Raw genomic sequence first — 16,008 nt, 5'->3', positions numbered from 1 at the left:
TAAGTGTAATAGAGTATGGCAATTAATATTATTATAGACTTTTGGTTGACGTTGTGATTGACTTTCCGTGTAATTATAGCGTTGACCAACTTCTTTAGCGGAAGAGCTCTTAAAATAAAAAAGCATTAATAATCATCAGATCATTAATGCTTTGTGGTTAGTCGGGGTGAGAAGATTCGAACTTCCGACCACACGCCCCCCAGACTTTGAATCTTACAGCATGATAATTGTTGATTATCAGTATGTTATTCTATGGTAGTTTGCTTTGGTTTAAATAATGGTTTAAACAGTCTTAAACGTTGGTTAGCATTTGAAATGAGTTCTTTATGTTCTATCCATATATAGTAATTCTATAAAAAGGATAGTGTCATCTAAGTTTCCTTAAATGCTGTTCTTTTATTGCTTATGAGCAGATTATCTTTTCTTCATCTCATAATTTTCTTCTGAATCTTCATCTGTAGCAGTAATGTGTAATTCTGTACTTGTAAGTTTAGTTATGGTGACAGATTTACCACTTAACCAATCAGAGCTTTTAAAGACTAACTTGTTTCCGTCAATTAGACTAGAGAAATATCTGGTTACATGTCCATCATAATAACCACCATTACCATCTACATCTTCAAAGAAGATATATTCTCCTTTTACGTCCTCTTCCCAATTCTCTTTAGTGTTATCACTGTTGTATTCCCAACCATAGCATTTAACCATATCCCATGTACCTTTAAGATTGGCTAAGGATAATTCTACAGATTTTGTTTCATCATCGTCTTTGCTACAAGACGAAAAGCTAACACACACTACAGCCATCATTAGGGCTGCTAAAATTCTAAACGTTTTCATTTTTCTAAGTTTTAATGATTGATATTTTTCTAAGTATTTAATGTATCTACAAGTTGCCTAAACACATCACCTGCCATTAATCCACCACTTGCAGGCAGTCCTATCTTGTTTATAGAAACTATTATAGTGTATTGCGGATTGTCAGCAGGGAAGTAACCACAGAACTCTACAATATAACCCCCATTCTCAAGTTGAATAGTTCCCTGCATCCCTGCAATTTTCACTTTATTAGAGTATGCAGGTTTACCTAATCCCTCAGTTATATTGTAATCTAAAGCCCGTTTCAAACTGTCTATGTTTGATTTTATTGCTATTTGTGAGTTGATTATTACAGTACTATCTTTAAAGAGTAAAGGTTGTAACATTTTTCCATTATTAGCTATGGCATTATAAAAGGTAAGAGTTTGGATAGGTGTTATGAGCTGATTATATCCAATGCTAAACCATGCAAATGCCCCATTATTCCAATCATTATCCTTAGGAGTAACGAAGTATGCAGATTTCAGATTGTTTATTCCTATAATGCTATCTGGTTTGGCGTAACTCATTTTAGCCAGTAAATCAAAATAAGATTGTGGATTATTGCCAAATGTTTTTTCCATTGCTTTGTAAGTCGCAATGTTTGAATTACAAGCTAGTCCTTGTTCTAATGTAATTTCACCATATCCACCTTCTTGCCAATTATGGTCTTTCAATTCTTTCCCATGAACAGAATATATTCCATTACCAACATTGATTTTACTAGATAGATTTATCTTTTTAGTTTCCAATGCTGCTAATAATGATATGGGGTGCATCAGACTTGTAGGGCTTTGATCAGAGAATTTATCAGAAGATTGGTAGTTTGCACTATCTTTTCTGGTAAGTCCAACCAGAGCCTTGATTTGCCCTGTTTGAACTTCCATAATAATAACTTGCCCAGATTGAGCACTGATCTCAGATAGCTTGCTTTTTAAAATAGAGGTAGCTTTAACTTGTAAAGTGCTGTCTATGGTAGAAACCTGTTTGTCTTTCTGCTCTTTGGGTTGGCAGGATAGCATAATAAAAACAAGTAATGTAAATGGTAAGAGTAACTTCATCATATTTATTCTATTACTTCAAAATTAGCAAATTGATTATCTACAATGCAATCTAATATGTCTTGTGTAAAATAGGCGAATGGAACTTTTATTGCCTTCTCTTCACCATTAGTTGCTACAACAAACGTTTTAAAACCTATTGCTTTTGCGATAGTTTTTTTTATGCTATCCATATCATAAACTACGATGTAAGCGATTTGATCTTTGTAAGATATTTTAATATCTTTAATCCATCCCCATTCTATAAATCCAATATCCCCAACTTGTTCGTTTCGTAGCCAAATTCCTTCTGGGTGTATCCCAATATATGCGTGGTGAGGTATAAGCATATCTATAACGAAAAAGATGAGGATGATTATCCCCAAAAATGCAAGACCAATTAATTCATTTTGTATCAAATCAAAAGAAATATAGCCATAATCCCAGTATTTCTTTCCTATTATCAATGCAATAATAGCCATAGCCCAACCAGGAGCTTTCTTTATAAATAATTTTAAAGCACTTAATTTGTCATCTATAATAGAGAAAATAAATTGTTTGCTTACTTCTGAATATTTTCTTCTTCTTAATTCCATAATATTATTATTTAATGATTAAAAATAGAACTCATTATTCCTATTATTACAATAATTGCAATTCCCCACATTATAACTTTATATTCTATCGAGTCATTGTATTGGTTCGGTGGATATTTCAAACGAAGCAATCTGTTGGAAACAACTTCTGATATATTGTTTTTTGCAGTAATAGTTAACCCAATATTCATATCTTGGCTATATGGAGTTATTACCATTTCGCCTTTTGGAAAGAGCTTATCATAAGTTTCAATGCCGTTAGTCGTTTTAATGGATATGCAGATATCAGAAGCAAAGCGTGTTTCCCAAGAAATTGTAACTTTACTTTTAATGATAACTTCATTTGACGAAAGATTGAAACTTATAATTTGGGGGGCATCATTATAAAAACAGCTATCACCTTTTATAAGATGTTCATAAGCCTCTTGTATTTCTTGAAATCTTTCTTTAAAGAAACTATCTCCATTGTGTTTGTCTGGATGAAACTTTACAACGTACCTTTTATATGCACTTTTGATTTCATCTTGGGTAGCATATTGATTTAACCCTAAGACTTGATAATAATTCTTCATTTCTAATATATTGGTTTAACAATGTATTTTTCTAATTCTGGAACTACAATTACTACGGCTTTCACCTCACCATATTTATTGGTTCCAAAATGAGTAAATATTCCGCTAAACTTAAATTCGTTGGCTACAATCTCATCAGAGTGTTCTAACGCATATGCTTTTATGTCACCGACCTTTCTTGTGATTTTAAATGAAGTTCGTCCAAACCGAATGTAATCCTTATGATTATCTTCTTCCATTATTTGATTGCATTCATTTATTAATTCTTTTCCTGTTAAAGATCGAATATGTTCTTTATAATTGATCTCTGGAGCTTTGTAGTAATCTATTCCTTTAGACAATGCCTCTCTTTCATCCATGTAAGACAGTTCTTTGATAAATTGAGTTTCTCCTAAATCCATTTGCTTTCTTATAGACATTGTACAAGAACTAAATCCAGTACTTGATGCAACCAATAATATGGCTGTAAATAATCTAATTGTTTTCATTGTTATATTAAGTTTGGTTTTTTGAATTATTCATTATTAGGAATATAAGATCCACCTATAAAGATTTTTACTAGAATATATCCAAATTGATTCATCCTAAAGTGATGATATAAAAATAGCCTGCGATAAAAACGATTATCACTGCCAGTGATGATGTAAGGTAAAAGTTTGATGAGTATAAAGCCCGTTGTGCATATAATAAATTTATTATGCTTACCTGTTCCCTCTGGGAAGCGGTTATAAAATAAAAGAAGCGTGGGAACTATTGCTACTATTTGTCCAGAGGTATCGCCAAACACCCACAATCCAAATAATAAACAATAGCCCACGCCATAAGGTATATAGTTCACCTCAATGAGGTAAATATATAGCAATGACGTGAGCGCTCTTGTCTACTACCCTTGGATTGTTCATTAATTTGGCGATTTTCTGAACAAGGATAATAACTTAAACGCTCTTTGTTTCCAATATGTGTTCCTCTAAGGAGGATGCACAAAGGTATAAAAAGCATTTAATCTGACAAGAATATTGTTCAATTAAATAAATGCAGGTGTGAGAAGGAATAGTAAATTTTGTGATTGCAGAAATGGTTAATAGTATAAAATAAGGTGTACGTGCCTTTTTACTCAATAAATCCATGTAGGTATGAAAACTGCTATTCCCCTATAAAAAGTAAAATATTTCATTTTTACACCTAACAGGGATTATGCACTTTATGTAAGCATATCGTTGGTGATTTAGGAATTGCTACTTGTAACCCCAGTTTTAAGACTTTAGAAATATATAGAATCTTAGAATGGGTAAAATTGGTCATATTATATAAGGGAGAAAAACCAAACTTTTGAAGAATGGACTATAGATGTATATGAGCGCTATTTTCTTAGTTATATATAAAAAAGGCCAATTTCTTGTAAAAATCAAATTATAGGGATTATTATCTATTAGAGACTAAAGGTACAAGGAGGTCCATTAATGGTATATCACAACACATTATATTTAAATGATATATTAGTACTATGTGTGTACTATTTTTTTATCAACGAAAATGCTGTTTGAGAAGAAGTCATGATATAACGGATTACCTACATTTATAATGAAAAGATAATTCTGACAACGAGTAAGACCTGTATAAACTAGCTCATCTGAAAATTCATTCGGTTTTGATTGGTTCAGTCTATTATTTGTTTTCAAATTATTCTCAATTACTAAAAACAACGCAGGGCTTTCCCATCCTTTATATGAATGTATTGTGCTTAATTTAATAGTTCCTCTATTCATCCAAAAGTTAGCTTTCCTGTTTTTGCGGATCTTCTTAATTTGTGAGTTACATTCTAATCCAGTCTGAGCATTAGGGCATAATTGCAGGAATTCTTCACGCGTTTCAAACATTATATTTGTACGCTCTTTACTTTTTAGTCTCAATGTATAATCTAACTTTCTCAACATCCTAATGCGTGATGATAATATGGTAACATCATTGGAATTAAACTCATGTTTTAATATCTGATTGTAAATATATTCCGCTAAATTATTATCTTCTTGTTCATTCTCTTCAGTAGAATAATAGTGGTATTCGATATATGGTTCATGAAATATTGACAGCATAGCATTTGTTTCTATTTGGTTTTCGATAGAATATTTGTCTGAGAAATATTTGTGTTGAAAATCAGAGGCCAACAAAGCTATTTTACTAGCTAGACGATAGCTTTTATTTAGTTTTTTATCCCATTGCCCTGTTTGAATTGGAATTATAGGCATTTTATAAGCATCTAGTTCCCTTGAATATATATTCTGCTTTTCATCTGCAAAAACTACAATTTCGGCATTTTTAGTTGCAAAATTATCCCTTATAATTTTTATCCAGTTCTCTTTATAATCTTGCGTTTCATCGATAAGAATTACATCATATTTTGGTAGATAATCTCTATAATTATCAAATAAATGTAAGTTTGAATAAATATATTTTTCTGCCAATCGTGAAAATTCCGCTTCATTTTCCACAAAAGATTCCTTTTTTTCATCGTTTTTATAAAAGTTAAAACCTATGCCAACATTATTTGCATTAGAATTTATAAAATCATGATAATTACAAATGTGAAAAAATTCCCAAGAGAAATCTTTTCTAACAGAACTAATTTTATCATGGATGTAATTCTTCAAAGTAATATTGTATGTCAATATTAAAATAATTCCGTGAGTCCTTTTATGTGCATTAACAGCTCGTTGTGCTAAAACTAATGATTTCCCAGAACCTGCAACACCTTTTATTCGTTTTCTTGAACCTTCTTCACTTATAGACAAAAACTCTTGTTCCTTAGATAATTTATATTCTAACCCTTCTTCTATAGTATGAAATGATGGTTTAAGTATTCTAGCAAAACTAGCATATAAATCATCCGTAAAATATTTACTCTTACGACTGATCCAATTTTTATCAAATATATTATCAAAATATTTTTTGTTCAAAGAATCGTTTCCAATGATTGTGAGATTCTTTTCTAGAAATTTTGTATATCTAGGAGTAGGATTAGTTCCTTTACAAAATTTATTAGCATCTTCAGTGGTGTGACAATGAAAATAAACGGCACATTTTACAACATACCAATATCTATAATCTTTCAGCTTCAACTCTAGTAAAGAATCTATATGTAAATCATATAGATTCTTTTTATATTTTAGAACTTGATCAAATGGGGTATTCATAACCCTTGATTTATTTGCATGAACAATCCATTTGCCATCGCTAGTTATATCATAATTTGATAAACTCCAATCTTTAACCTCAAAAATCATAACGCCACCATTTTTGTGAACGACAATTACGTCAGGTAAGTCTCCATTTAGAAAAGGCTGAAAAAAGATTTCATAATCTAAATCGTAATTTTTTAGAAGGAATGACAATAACGCTTTTTCGCCAAGAGTTGCTTTTGGTTTACGCTTTTTTATGATTTCCAATGAGGGATATAACTTTGCCATATTATTAGAGAAAACTAAATTTCATTTAAGGAAAATATATTGTAAAATTACAATAAAATAAATAAACGTACAAATAAAAAATGTAAATCTAATTTACTCATAATGTTAATATTTCCTGATAATAAAACTAGAAGCTCAAACAATCATAGGTTTCTAATATTTCTTCCTGCCTCAATCCTAAGTATCGTTTAGTGATAGCAACAGAACTATGGTTGAATAATTCCATCAGTTTAACTAAAGCAAATTCAGCATTGTCACCGTTCAAATTATAAACTTGTCTGCCAAAAGTCTTTCTAAGAGAATGGCAAGAGAAATTCTTAATTTTAAGTCTGTACTTCTTTTTCACTTCTTTAAGAATAACGTTTATTCGCTGAACAGTGAAGACTGTACCCTTTTGACTAATAAGGATAGGTGCATTTATCCCAATAGGATTTATATGTTCATAACACTCTTTGATATGCTGCTGTAATTGAGGGTTGAAGCGGATTGTTCTTTGTTTACCTGTCTTTTTCTCAATGATCGTAAGTTCTTCTACATCTAATATTTGCTTCCATCTTAAAGCTAGAATATCAGATATTCTTAATCCTGTAAAACACCCTAATGCTATAAGAAGAGATATTTTATAATTTTCATCTTTAATCAATTTTCTGATAAGATTCATTGCATCAGACCAAACAAGATAGTCTGCTGTTGTACTGGAATATTTTAGTGACATAATGTTTTGTTTTATGGGTAAATGAATAAAAGTGAATATTTATTTTGAGTTGGAGTAATTAACTCATTGATTATTAGAGAAACGTTCATTTCTATAGGAAGTGAATATTATAAAGAGCAGAGCACCCAATTTTAAGACTGAATGCTCTTTTACACTTTATGCTCTATGGTAGCTATAACTGTCCCTCATCCATAAAGCTGTAATATCCTTCACTCGTTAAAATGATATGATCCAAAACTGCAATTCTCATAAGAGTGGCAGCATCTTTTACTAATCGTGTTATTTTTATATCCTCTTGACTTGGTTTAAAGTTGCCACTTGGATGGTTATGCGCTAATATAAGAGAGACAGAGTTCGTAAGTAATGCAGCTTGTAAGATAACTCTTACATCAACACAAGTTTCAGTTATTCCTCCTTCTGATATTACAGTATATCCAAGAACTTGGTTGGCTTGGTTTAGGAATAAGACTTTAAAATATTCCTTATAATCCATTGTACCCTCTTTAAAGGTAGGAAGTAAAACATGGTAAGCATCAGCAGAACTCTGGACTTTAATTCTATTTTTAGTTGTGAATTTATAGGAGACCTCTACTTCCCCAACCTTATAATCTATATTCATAATATATTATTTTGTAGTTAGTAAAAACAAAGAAAGGACACCTAACTAAATAGATGCCCTTTCCTCTCTCAATCAATAATCCACTTAGCCCAAGAACCAAGCGTATTCTGTATCTCCTTGTTTGGCTCTCTGGATTCCCTGTACAAATTCTGTACAATTAAGGTTCTTTTCCAAGAAGTTATCTATATAGCTAGACTTTACAGCCCCATTAAGCAGATTTAAGAGTTGCCAACCTGTAATGCTGTCACCCTTACTTTTAAAGTTCTCATCAGAAATAAATGCTCTACAAGCCGCATTAATCTGACTATCTCCCAAAAGTAAACGAGGTAGTTCTTTCTGCTGATTTGGAGTAAGTGCTTGATATAGCCTCATTCTACCAATTATCTGGCAAAATTCAGATTCTGTGATATTCAGATTTCCAAGTGCGTGTAACAAATGTAAATCCTTAGATGGATTATAAGCATGGAATAGATTTAAGGCTGCTGCATATAATTCTTGTGTACTTAAAACTTCCACTTTATCTTGTAAGCCGTCAGTCGTAAGCATAAGATTACTGCACACACGATTCCTAAAGCCAATAAAGATTTTAAACTTCTCCACAGATTTCTTGCTGTACAAGTTGATCTCATTATATGCCCTTACTCCACCAATAGATAATGCAAGTCTGTTTCCATGTTCATCATGTATAATGGATGGAATTTCAAAGCAAAAACACATTCTTTGGTAAAACAGCGTTTTTTCTTCTTCTTTTAATTCAGATGCTTTCTTCCCTAATGCACTTGGGATTCTCCCATTAATAGGATGTGAGATTCTGATCTCTGGAACATCAAACTGTTCTCCTTGAAAGTAATCCTTAGCTGCATCTACTATTGTGCTTATAAAGGATTGGTGACTGATCGTTTCTTCCATTGATGCAAAACTGGGAATGATGCAATCTTGTTGTAAATGTTGGAAAGCGACTTCTTGTGTGTTTGCTTCTATGAAATGATTTGCTCTTTTAGGGATTGTAAATTCTTCCACGATTGTAGCTTCTTCTGCATATTCTCCCATGTTTAAACGCTCTTTGCGTTGGATTGTACTTGATGCAATTGCTAAATTTCTCATAACGCTAAATATTTAAGTGATTATTGATTGAATGGATTTAACAAGAACGAACCTAAGCCATAAGTAAGTTTATTCTCTTATGTTTTAGGTTGTTCTGTGTTTTTCCCTAAATATCCTCTAAATTGTGTGTATGAGCACTAGTATAATTGATCTAAATAGTGGGTAATGGATGTGAGCACTTGTACAAGGCATAGGAACATTATTTCAAAAGAATGTGTAAGGTACTACTTTATTCATGTAGGTATCCCCCCTTACCCCCTTCTAAAGATATCATTTTTCTTTTAAGGTTGAGAGGGGGAGTTTATATGAGGTCTAGTAGTGAGTTTATCTCTCTTTCAATTCTTCTAATGCAGCATTAATAGCTTTAATCGTGCGTAATCGTTTTAATGCTTTAGCACCAAGCTTATTATATCCCTCTACCAGTATGGGGTAATGTGCATAAATAGTTTTTAACTCCTGTTTCTCATCTTCTGACAATCCAGTCCTTTTGTCTTTTAGGTCACAGAATCGTTTATGATAGTCTCTAAACTGTGGGGATTTAAGAATATTCTTCATCATATTCTCGTCTGCGATATTCCATTCATAACCTTTAACAGCTGATAACCCCAATGTTTCATAAGCCTCTTGTAATGCATCTGTTGACCTATATATAATATGCGTAGTCCAGTATAGATAAAGCTTTAACTTGGCAGCCATATCGTTAACCTCATATTTACCATCTTTCTTAATGATATAGGTGTCAGCACCTAACCTTTCACGTTCAGTATTTTCCTGGGCTCTTATGTCATCTACTGGTTCACTATTATATTTAAGTGCTCTCTTTCGTGCAGTAGCTAATTCTTTATCTAAATCCTGTATCTTAATATCCAACGGAACATAGTAACTAACTTTCTTAGGATTAAAAATATGAACTATTTTATTCCTGAATGGATTGGACTTAGTTCTTATGCGCCCCGCAATCTGTGGGATGTCCATATCCACACTAATAAGGGTGTGCTCATTATATCCGTTACTGACAATGAAGCATAATGCTGTATCTGAATAGAAATCCACTCCCTCAAATGCTTTACAGGTTACAAATGTAAAGCGTTTTGGCTTAGAGGCAGAGTTAGAGATTTTAAAGCCTTCTAATTTAGTGCTGTTCTTCTCATTATCTGCACAGATAATCCTACAATCATCATTTGTTAGGTTAGTCTTCTCCAGAATCTTCTTCATCTCACGTACACTATTAACAAAGAAGTAAGCTTCTTCGCTCTTCATCGCATCTAAGACAAAGTAACCTATCTCTTGATATTGCTTGATAATCTTAGCTGCGGTCTCATAAGCCTTCTCACTTTTACATGGATAGATAGTAATCTTATCTATTGACTTCCAATTCGCCACATATTCTGTCATATCCTTAAATGTATTGGGCTTTACAAATTCTGGGATAGGAGTTGCTGATAGGAAACAATAAGAGTTGAACTTATTATAGTGGTCTAAAACTCCGTTTATAGCCTTAAATCTAAATAGATACTGTTTAAACAGGTCGTGATATTCATCTACAAGGATTTTATATTCATCTGGATTGATGAATGGCATTATCTTCTCCACTTTATCGTAAGTGCAGATAATCTTCTTCACTCCCTCTTTGTTAAGGAACTTCTTTAACTTGGTCTTGGTGGAGACGGTGAATCTACCATATAAGCCAAATAATTGGGAATTTACAGGACTAACATCTGGAACTATTTCAGATTTCTTCCAAACTAAATCATTGCCATCCTTGTCTTTACTTGGATAGCATTTATTTATTACTAAGTCTGTGGTGGGTACGACTATTATATAGTTTTGGCTATTAGTAAGTGCTATGGTGGTAGCACCGCAACCAGTTTTGACCTTGTTAAATATGCAATTCTCTGGGAAGTCATCCATGATAAGAAAGCCATTCTCTTCTTTAATATCCAATGGTATCATCATATATCTTTGGTGATTTTAAATTAGTTAACTGCAACCCTAATTATTGGACTTTATATAGGTCTCAATTCCAAATATTAGGATTATCTACTATATTATATAGTGGAGAAACACCACTTCTTGAAAATTCAGAGTAGAGAAGCCAACCTGTCACATTGGCTTTATAGTTGGTGTCTTATGCTTCCAGAGCTTCTTTCAATATCTTAATGAAATCATTCTCTGATTTAACCCCTTTCCACTTATCTTCTTTGTAGTTCTTGTATTTTAGATTGTCAAGAGCTTTAAATGCCTGTTCTTCACTTATAGATATGGCATGACTGTTGAAGCCTTTGATAAAGTAACGCTTAGTGATGAAAGAAACATCCATCTTAGCTGCTTTGCATAAGTTGATGAACTTGTTTCCTCTTTCAATGTCAACCTTTGCATCTTTGGGAAGTATAAATTCTTCTCCTTGTAACACATTGTTTACCTGCTTGTTAGATAGACTTTTACCTGTGTAAATCAACATAGCTGTGGTTGGATTGAACCCTTCGTTTAGTAATTTTGCTACATTTTGGAACAGCTCATCATTAGAAGTCAAAGAAGCTACAACCAATCTGTCCTTTTTATCCCAACTGCTTCCTACATTGTTAATGTCAACCAAGTATTCACCAAAATTCTCAATATCCCTTATGTGAACATTGGGAATCATATTCTGATATTTCCCTGTTGCAATCAGTTTGGCGAATGCCGTACTTCTGTGTTGCCCATCAAGGGTAACGAAGTAGTCTTTGGCTTCTTCCTTAGTCAGTTCCTTTCCATTGATGTCCGTTACAGTATAACCTGCTTCAATCAGTTTGGACGCTTCCATTACGATAATGGGGAAAGCCTTGTCATATTTATTGGCGGCTATCAAGGCTATAAAACCATCCACTTTCTTAGAGTTTACAGGTCTGTTGTTCTTTACAAATGCTATCTTCTTCTGTTGTTCCGTTCTTGCACCTGTTTCTTCATCCACTACAGAGAATGTGAAAGAACTGTTGACAGCTTTCTCCTTAGAGATTCTTTCAAACTCCTTTGCCTGTTCCATTTGGGCTTTGGCTTCATCAACGACTTTCTGTTGTGCTGCTATTACAGCTTCGTTTCTGTTGCCTTTTACAAGGCGGTTCAGTTCTTTCTCTTCTTTCTCAAAGACCTTGGTCAGTTCTTCTATGTTACCCATAGTTGCGTTGTTTGATTCTACACTATTATTTACCATCTCTACTGAATTAACATTTGAAGTTGTCATAATTATTTCTTTTAAATTGTGATTAATAATGTTCTGTGCAACCGTCAAACCTATGTACACTTAGTTATCTGATTACGCTGCAAAACTACTTGCTTCTGGGCTGATTAAAAGAGAGAAATTAATGAGTGGTTTTACTTCCCCTCTTAATTGGTTGCTCGTCCGCTATCGTTTTGACGATGCAAAGATGGGATATAATGGCAGGATTAAAAGAGAGAAAAAAAGTCCTGCTTTCATGTACCCTCTTAATGGTATGAAGCAGGACTGTGCTAATTATCAGATATTTATTAGAAATATATGCTGTTCGCAGTATCAATTCTTTTGTCTTTATATTGCTTGATGTAACCTTTTAGAACATCTTCATCATCTGAGAATTTACTATGTTTGGATAACTTGGTGAAGTTGATAAGTCTTGATATTAGTAATGTCTTACTGAGTGATATGGTGCTTCCTTTCTTCTGTCTGACATTAAACAGCTTATTATATGGAGATAGATTGAAGAAGCCATTGAACATCTTATAGAACAGCCATATCTGAACGGATTCCTTTTCTTCTGCATGGGTGCTTATGCTGACTTGTTGGCTCTGCATCCAAGGGTGTTCCTCTATCTCTTTTAGGTTGTTGGCAATGGTAGTAGCCAAGTAACCTATTGCATTGGCATTGTCAATTACTATCTGATGCTTGCCCTCAACCTTTACAGAGATTGTGATAGGCTTCTTAAAACTTACTCCAAATTGGTTAATCTCCTTATGGTTGTCAGCTATGGCTTTGGCGAATTTGGTGAGCTGTTCTATTCCAATGCCTGTAGCTTTCATTCCGTCCAAGCACGTTCCACAAGTATAATCAAAGATGAACAGAAGTAGGAACCAGAACTTATCTATATCAACTCCTAAACCTTTCAGTGTATTCTGTATGTCCTCATTGGCTATATAATTTTCGTATGTGAAGTTACCATATAGTTTATTCTGATTGTATCTTCTTACAAATATGGGTAAGGCGGTAGTGCCACATATATATCTTTCTCCTGTTTCAGGGTCTATATCTACGTCTGGAACATATTCAACGGCTATGGCTTCCATGTACTCCAACCGCTCGTCTATGTCAATGTAATCTTCTACTAGTTTGTCCATTATCATAAGTTTAAAGCAAAATTAAAAAATAATCCCCACCTACATTGCAGCAAGTAGGAGATTATTTGTTTAGAGTAGATTTTTCATAGCTTCATCTATCTGATCATTGTCAAACTTACTTAGATATATTTGAGTTGTCTTAATATCTTGGTGACCTAGCGCTTGTGATATAATGCCTATATTTACACCTGATTTTTTTAAAATTGTGGCGAATGAATGTCTGGCAACATAGGTGGTTACTTCCGTTCTTATTCCTAATTCTTTTGCAAAGACTTTTAACTCTTGATTTACTTGGTGACAAATCTTATGTATTCGATTGTTCTTTTGCATTGGAGAAATATGCCTTTCAGAGTGAAGGATTGGGAATAAATATTTTGCTTCTTGTGTGTAGCTTGCATATTTATCAATAAGGTGTTGCGCTTCTACAGACAATTGTAGATTTATGCAACCATGCGTTTTTTGGCGTTGATATATTAACCTGCCATCTACGATATTCGCAGGCGTAAGGTTGGCAATGTCTACAAATGAAATTCCACCGCATAGATAGGAGAATGAGAATAAATCGTGTGTGAGCTGGCGGAGTTCATTATTGCCGCTACAATCAGCATTGATGATCTTTAATATGTCACTTTTAGGCAATGCACGCTTCATGGTCTTAGTGTTGAAGCGACTAAGTTTGTATTCAATGAACGGATTCTTATCTCTGCTGACAATTTTAGCACCAATAGCGCGATTGTATGCTGCCCGTAGAGTTCGGAACTGATAACTAAGGGTAGTGTCCTTATTTCCTTTACTTCGCATCCAATCTTCCAACTTCTTACAGAAATCAACATCTATATAACTGAACGTATAGTTTAGCTTCTTTCCTTTATTGAAGTTCTTTAAGGTATTATAAGAGTTAAGGTAAGCGTAACAATTACCAATATTACCTTTCTGCTTCAGTTCTTCGATTAATGATAAATAGAACTCTTCTACTGTTCTTGCCTTGATTTCATCTTTGACTTCATGTATTAATGATGAAGCTGTGAATTCTTCTTTATTTGATTTCTTCTCTAGTATCTTTTGTTGATATTCTAACTTTGTCTTAAGGATAATTTTCATTATGAGTTCCTTGTTAGGACAATTAGGTTTAGGAAGATTCTTTTTGAAATCCCAATGTTTAGCAAGTATGGATATATTTAAACTCTTGTACTTTGTTTTTCTGTCTTGGGTGATTCGTAGCATTAAAGGATGCTCTCCATTTGCTAAAGTTTTACTCTTGTAGCATGTGACCGTAATTGAGGTATTCATAACTGATTGTTGGTTTAAACCTCAGTTTAAACATTTTGTTTAAACCAGCATTTAAACCGCACAATTCTACGCACTACTCTAAAATAAAAAAGCATTAATAATCATCAGATCATCAATGCTTTGTGGTTAGTCGGGGTGAGAAGATTCGAACTTCCGACCACACGCCCCCCAGACGCGTACTCTAACCGGGCTGAGCTACACCCCGAATTGCGGATGCAAAATTACGCCTTTATTTTGAAATTGCAAATCTTTTTTTAGGCTTTTTGATTTATACTCCCATAAACTCCCGATAAAAATCAAAGATTTCGAAGATCAGTTCTTTATCGGCGGTTTGGTTGATCTTTATTTCACCAATATCAGAGAGTAGTGTAAAATTAATGACGCCAGCTGTATTCTTTTTGTCATGCTGCATGAAAGCATAAAGTTGTTCATAATTCTTGCAGTTAAAAGCGAATACGCCATAATTATCTTTAATAAATTGCATGGTTTGTCGCATTTTGTCTTTAGGGAAACCAACGATCAAGTGAGAAAGATAAAGTTCGCAGATTATTCCCCAAGCCACTGCATAGCCATGAAGAACGGGGTGCCCCTCGGATAGAGCAAAGCTCTCGAAAGCGTGACCAACTGTATGTCCTAGGTTGAGAGCTTTACGAATACCGTGCTCGAAAGGATCCTGATCTACAATTTCTTCTTTGATCTGTACCGATTTACCGACAAGATCTTGCAACACTTGGTAATTGATTTGATCGGTGTTGAAAGTGAGTAACTCTATCCAATGTTCTTGGTTTCTGATAAGCCCATGTTTAAGCATTTCTGCGTATCCAGACAGAAGGTTTGTTCGATCTAGACTTTCCAAGAAAGCAGTATCGATAAGTACACTTTCAGCCGGAGCAAATGAACCAATCTCATTCTTTAATCCATTGAAATTGATGCCTGTTTTTCCGCCGACTGAGGCATCGACCATGGCAAGTAAAGTCGTTGGAATATTGATAAATCGTATTCCTCGCTTGAAGGTGGCAGCTGCAAATCCGCCAATATCTGTGACCATACCTCCACCTAGATTGATTAATAAAGAATGACGGGTGGCACCTTCCTGACTGAGCTTCATCCAGATGGTAGAGAGCGCATTTAGGTTCTTATGAGTATCGTCTGGTTCAATACAGATTTCTATGGCTTGACTGATACAAGCATATGCCTTTAATAAAGGCAGGCAAGAGGCATAAGTATTGGCATCAGTGAGAATGAACAGTTTGTCGTGCGGACATTTTTCAATGGCAGCCATAAGATCGTTTTCTAGGTGCTGACAAAGGATAACTTCTTGTTTACTCATAATTATTGGGCTTTTTGTGGTACAAATGTATGGAAAATATTTTTTTTAATTACTTTTGTAAGAACTAAAAACA

At 33.8% G+C, this 16,008-nt stretch carries 15 protein-coding genes and 1 tRNA gene; all 16 read right to left on the bottom strand.

The window, feature by feature from the left end:
* Nucleotides 1-414: 414 nt before the first annotated feature.
* Nucleotides 415-840, bottom strand: a complete 426-nt coding sequence (locus AC4PG5_RS08580) for a hypothetical protein (protein ID WP_492028524.1) — start codon at nucleotides 838-840, stop codon at nucleotides 415-417.
* A 29-nt stretch (nucleotides 841-869) separates the two neighbouring features.
* A complete protein-coding gene (locus AC4PG5_RS08575; protein WP_492028523.1) occupies nucleotides 870-1,922 on the bottom strand; it encodes a penicillin-binding transpeptidase domain-containing protein in 1,053 nt (350 codons plus the stop codon).
* A 2-nt stretch (nucleotides 1,923-1,924) separates the two neighbouring features.
* The gene (locus tag AC4PG5_RS08570) at nucleotides 1,925-2,494 is read right to left on the bottom strand and encodes a hypothetical protein (protein ID WP_492028522.1); all 570 of its coding nucleotides are present in this window, start codon (nucleotides 2,492-2,494) and stop codon (nucleotides 1,925-1,927) included.
* A gap of 11 nt (nucleotides 2,495-2,505) precedes the next feature.
* Nucleotides 2,506-3,066, bottom strand: a complete 561-nt coding sequence (locus AC4PG5_RS08565; protein ID WP_492028521.1) for a J domain-containing protein — start codon at nucleotides 3,064-3,066, stop codon at nucleotides 2,506-2,508.
* A gap of 2 nt (nucleotides 3,067-3,068) precedes the next feature.
* A complete protein-coding gene (locus AC4PG5_RS08560) occupies nucleotides 3,069-3,554 on the bottom strand; it encodes a hypothetical protein (RefSeq protein ID WP_492028520.1) in 486 nt (161 codons plus the stop codon).
* 26 nt (nucleotides 3,555-3,580) lie between these two features.
* Entirely contained in the window at nucleotides 3,581-3,904 is a 324-nt protein-coding gene (locus AC4PG5_RS08555; RefSeq protein WP_492028519.1) for a hypothetical protein, read from the bottom strand.
* Nucleotides 3,905-4,568: 664 nt separating this feature from the next.
* On the bottom strand, nucleotides 4,569-6,530 hold the full coding sequence (locus AC4PG5_RS08550) for a nuclease-related domain-containing DEAD/DEAH box helicase (RefSeq protein ID WP_492028518.1): 1,962 nt from the start codon (nucleotides 6,528-6,530) through the stop codon (nucleotides 4,569-4,571).
* A gap of 127 nt (nucleotides 6,531-6,657) precedes the next feature.
* Nucleotides 6,658-7,245, bottom strand: a complete 588-nt coding sequence (locus AC4PG5_RS08545) for a tyrosine-type recombinase/integrase (RefSeq protein ID WP_492028517.1) — start codon at nucleotides 7,243-7,245, stop codon at nucleotides 6,658-6,660.
* A 172-nt stretch (nucleotides 7,246-7,417) separates the two neighbouring features.
* Nucleotides 7,418-7,864: a JAB domain-containing protein gene (locus AC4PG5_RS08540; RefSeq protein WP_492028516.1), complete on the bottom strand. Its 447-nt coding sequence runs from the start codon at nucleotides 7,862-7,864 to the stop codon at nucleotides 7,418-7,420.
* Nucleotides 7,865-7,948: 84 nt separating this feature from the next.
* Nucleotides 7,949-8,968 carry a DUF3871 family protein gene (locus AC4PG5_RS08535; protein WP_492028515.1) on the bottom strand — a complete coding sequence of 340 codons (1,020 nt, stop codon included), beginning with the start codon at nucleotides 8,966-8,968 and terminating at the stop codon, nucleotides 7,949-7,951.
* Nucleotides 8,969-9,292: 324 nt separating this feature from the next.
* Complete coding sequence (locus AC4PG5_RS08530; protein WP_492028514.1) at nucleotides 9,293-10,924, bottom strand: hypothetical protein; 1,632 nt, start codon at nucleotides 10,922-10,924, stop codon at nucleotides 9,293-9,295.
* 172 nt (nucleotides 10,925-11,096) lie between these two features.
* Nucleotides 11,097-12,188, bottom strand: coding sequence for a hypothetical protein (locus AC4PG5_RS08525; protein WP_492028513.1), 1,092 nt, complete (start codon nucleotides 12,186-12,188; stop codon nucleotides 11,097-11,099).
* 284 nt (nucleotides 12,189-12,472) lie between these two features.
* Nucleotides 12,473-13,315, bottom strand: a complete 843-nt coding sequence (locus AC4PG5_RS08520; RefSeq protein WP_492028512.1) for a hypothetical protein — start codon at nucleotides 13,313-13,315, stop codon at nucleotides 12,473-12,475.
* A 69-nt stretch (nucleotides 13,316-13,384) separates the two neighbouring features.
* Entirely contained in the window at nucleotides 13,385-14,605 is a 1,221-nt protein-coding gene (locus AC4PG5_RS08515; RefSeq protein ID WP_492028511.1) for a phage integrase SAM-like domain-containing protein, read from the bottom strand.
* A gap of 130 nt (nucleotides 14,606-14,735) precedes the next feature.
* Nucleotides 14,736-14,810, bottom strand: a tRNA-Pro gene (locus AC4PG5_RS08510).
* A gap of 63 nt (nucleotides 14,811-14,873) precedes the next feature.
* Nucleotides 14,874-15,935, bottom strand: a complete 1,062-nt coding sequence (aroB, locus tag AC4PG5_RS08505) for a 3-dehydroquinate synthase (RefSeq protein ID WP_492028510.1) — start codon at nucleotides 15,933-15,935, stop codon at nucleotides 14,874-14,876.
* Nucleotides 15,936-16,008: the final 73 nt, after the last annotated feature.

The organism is Bacteroides sp. QWL-09 (genome assembly GCF_058683585.1).
The sequence above is the reverse complement of the archived record's forward strand: the minus strand, read 5'-3'. Positions and strand labels throughout refer to the sequence as shown.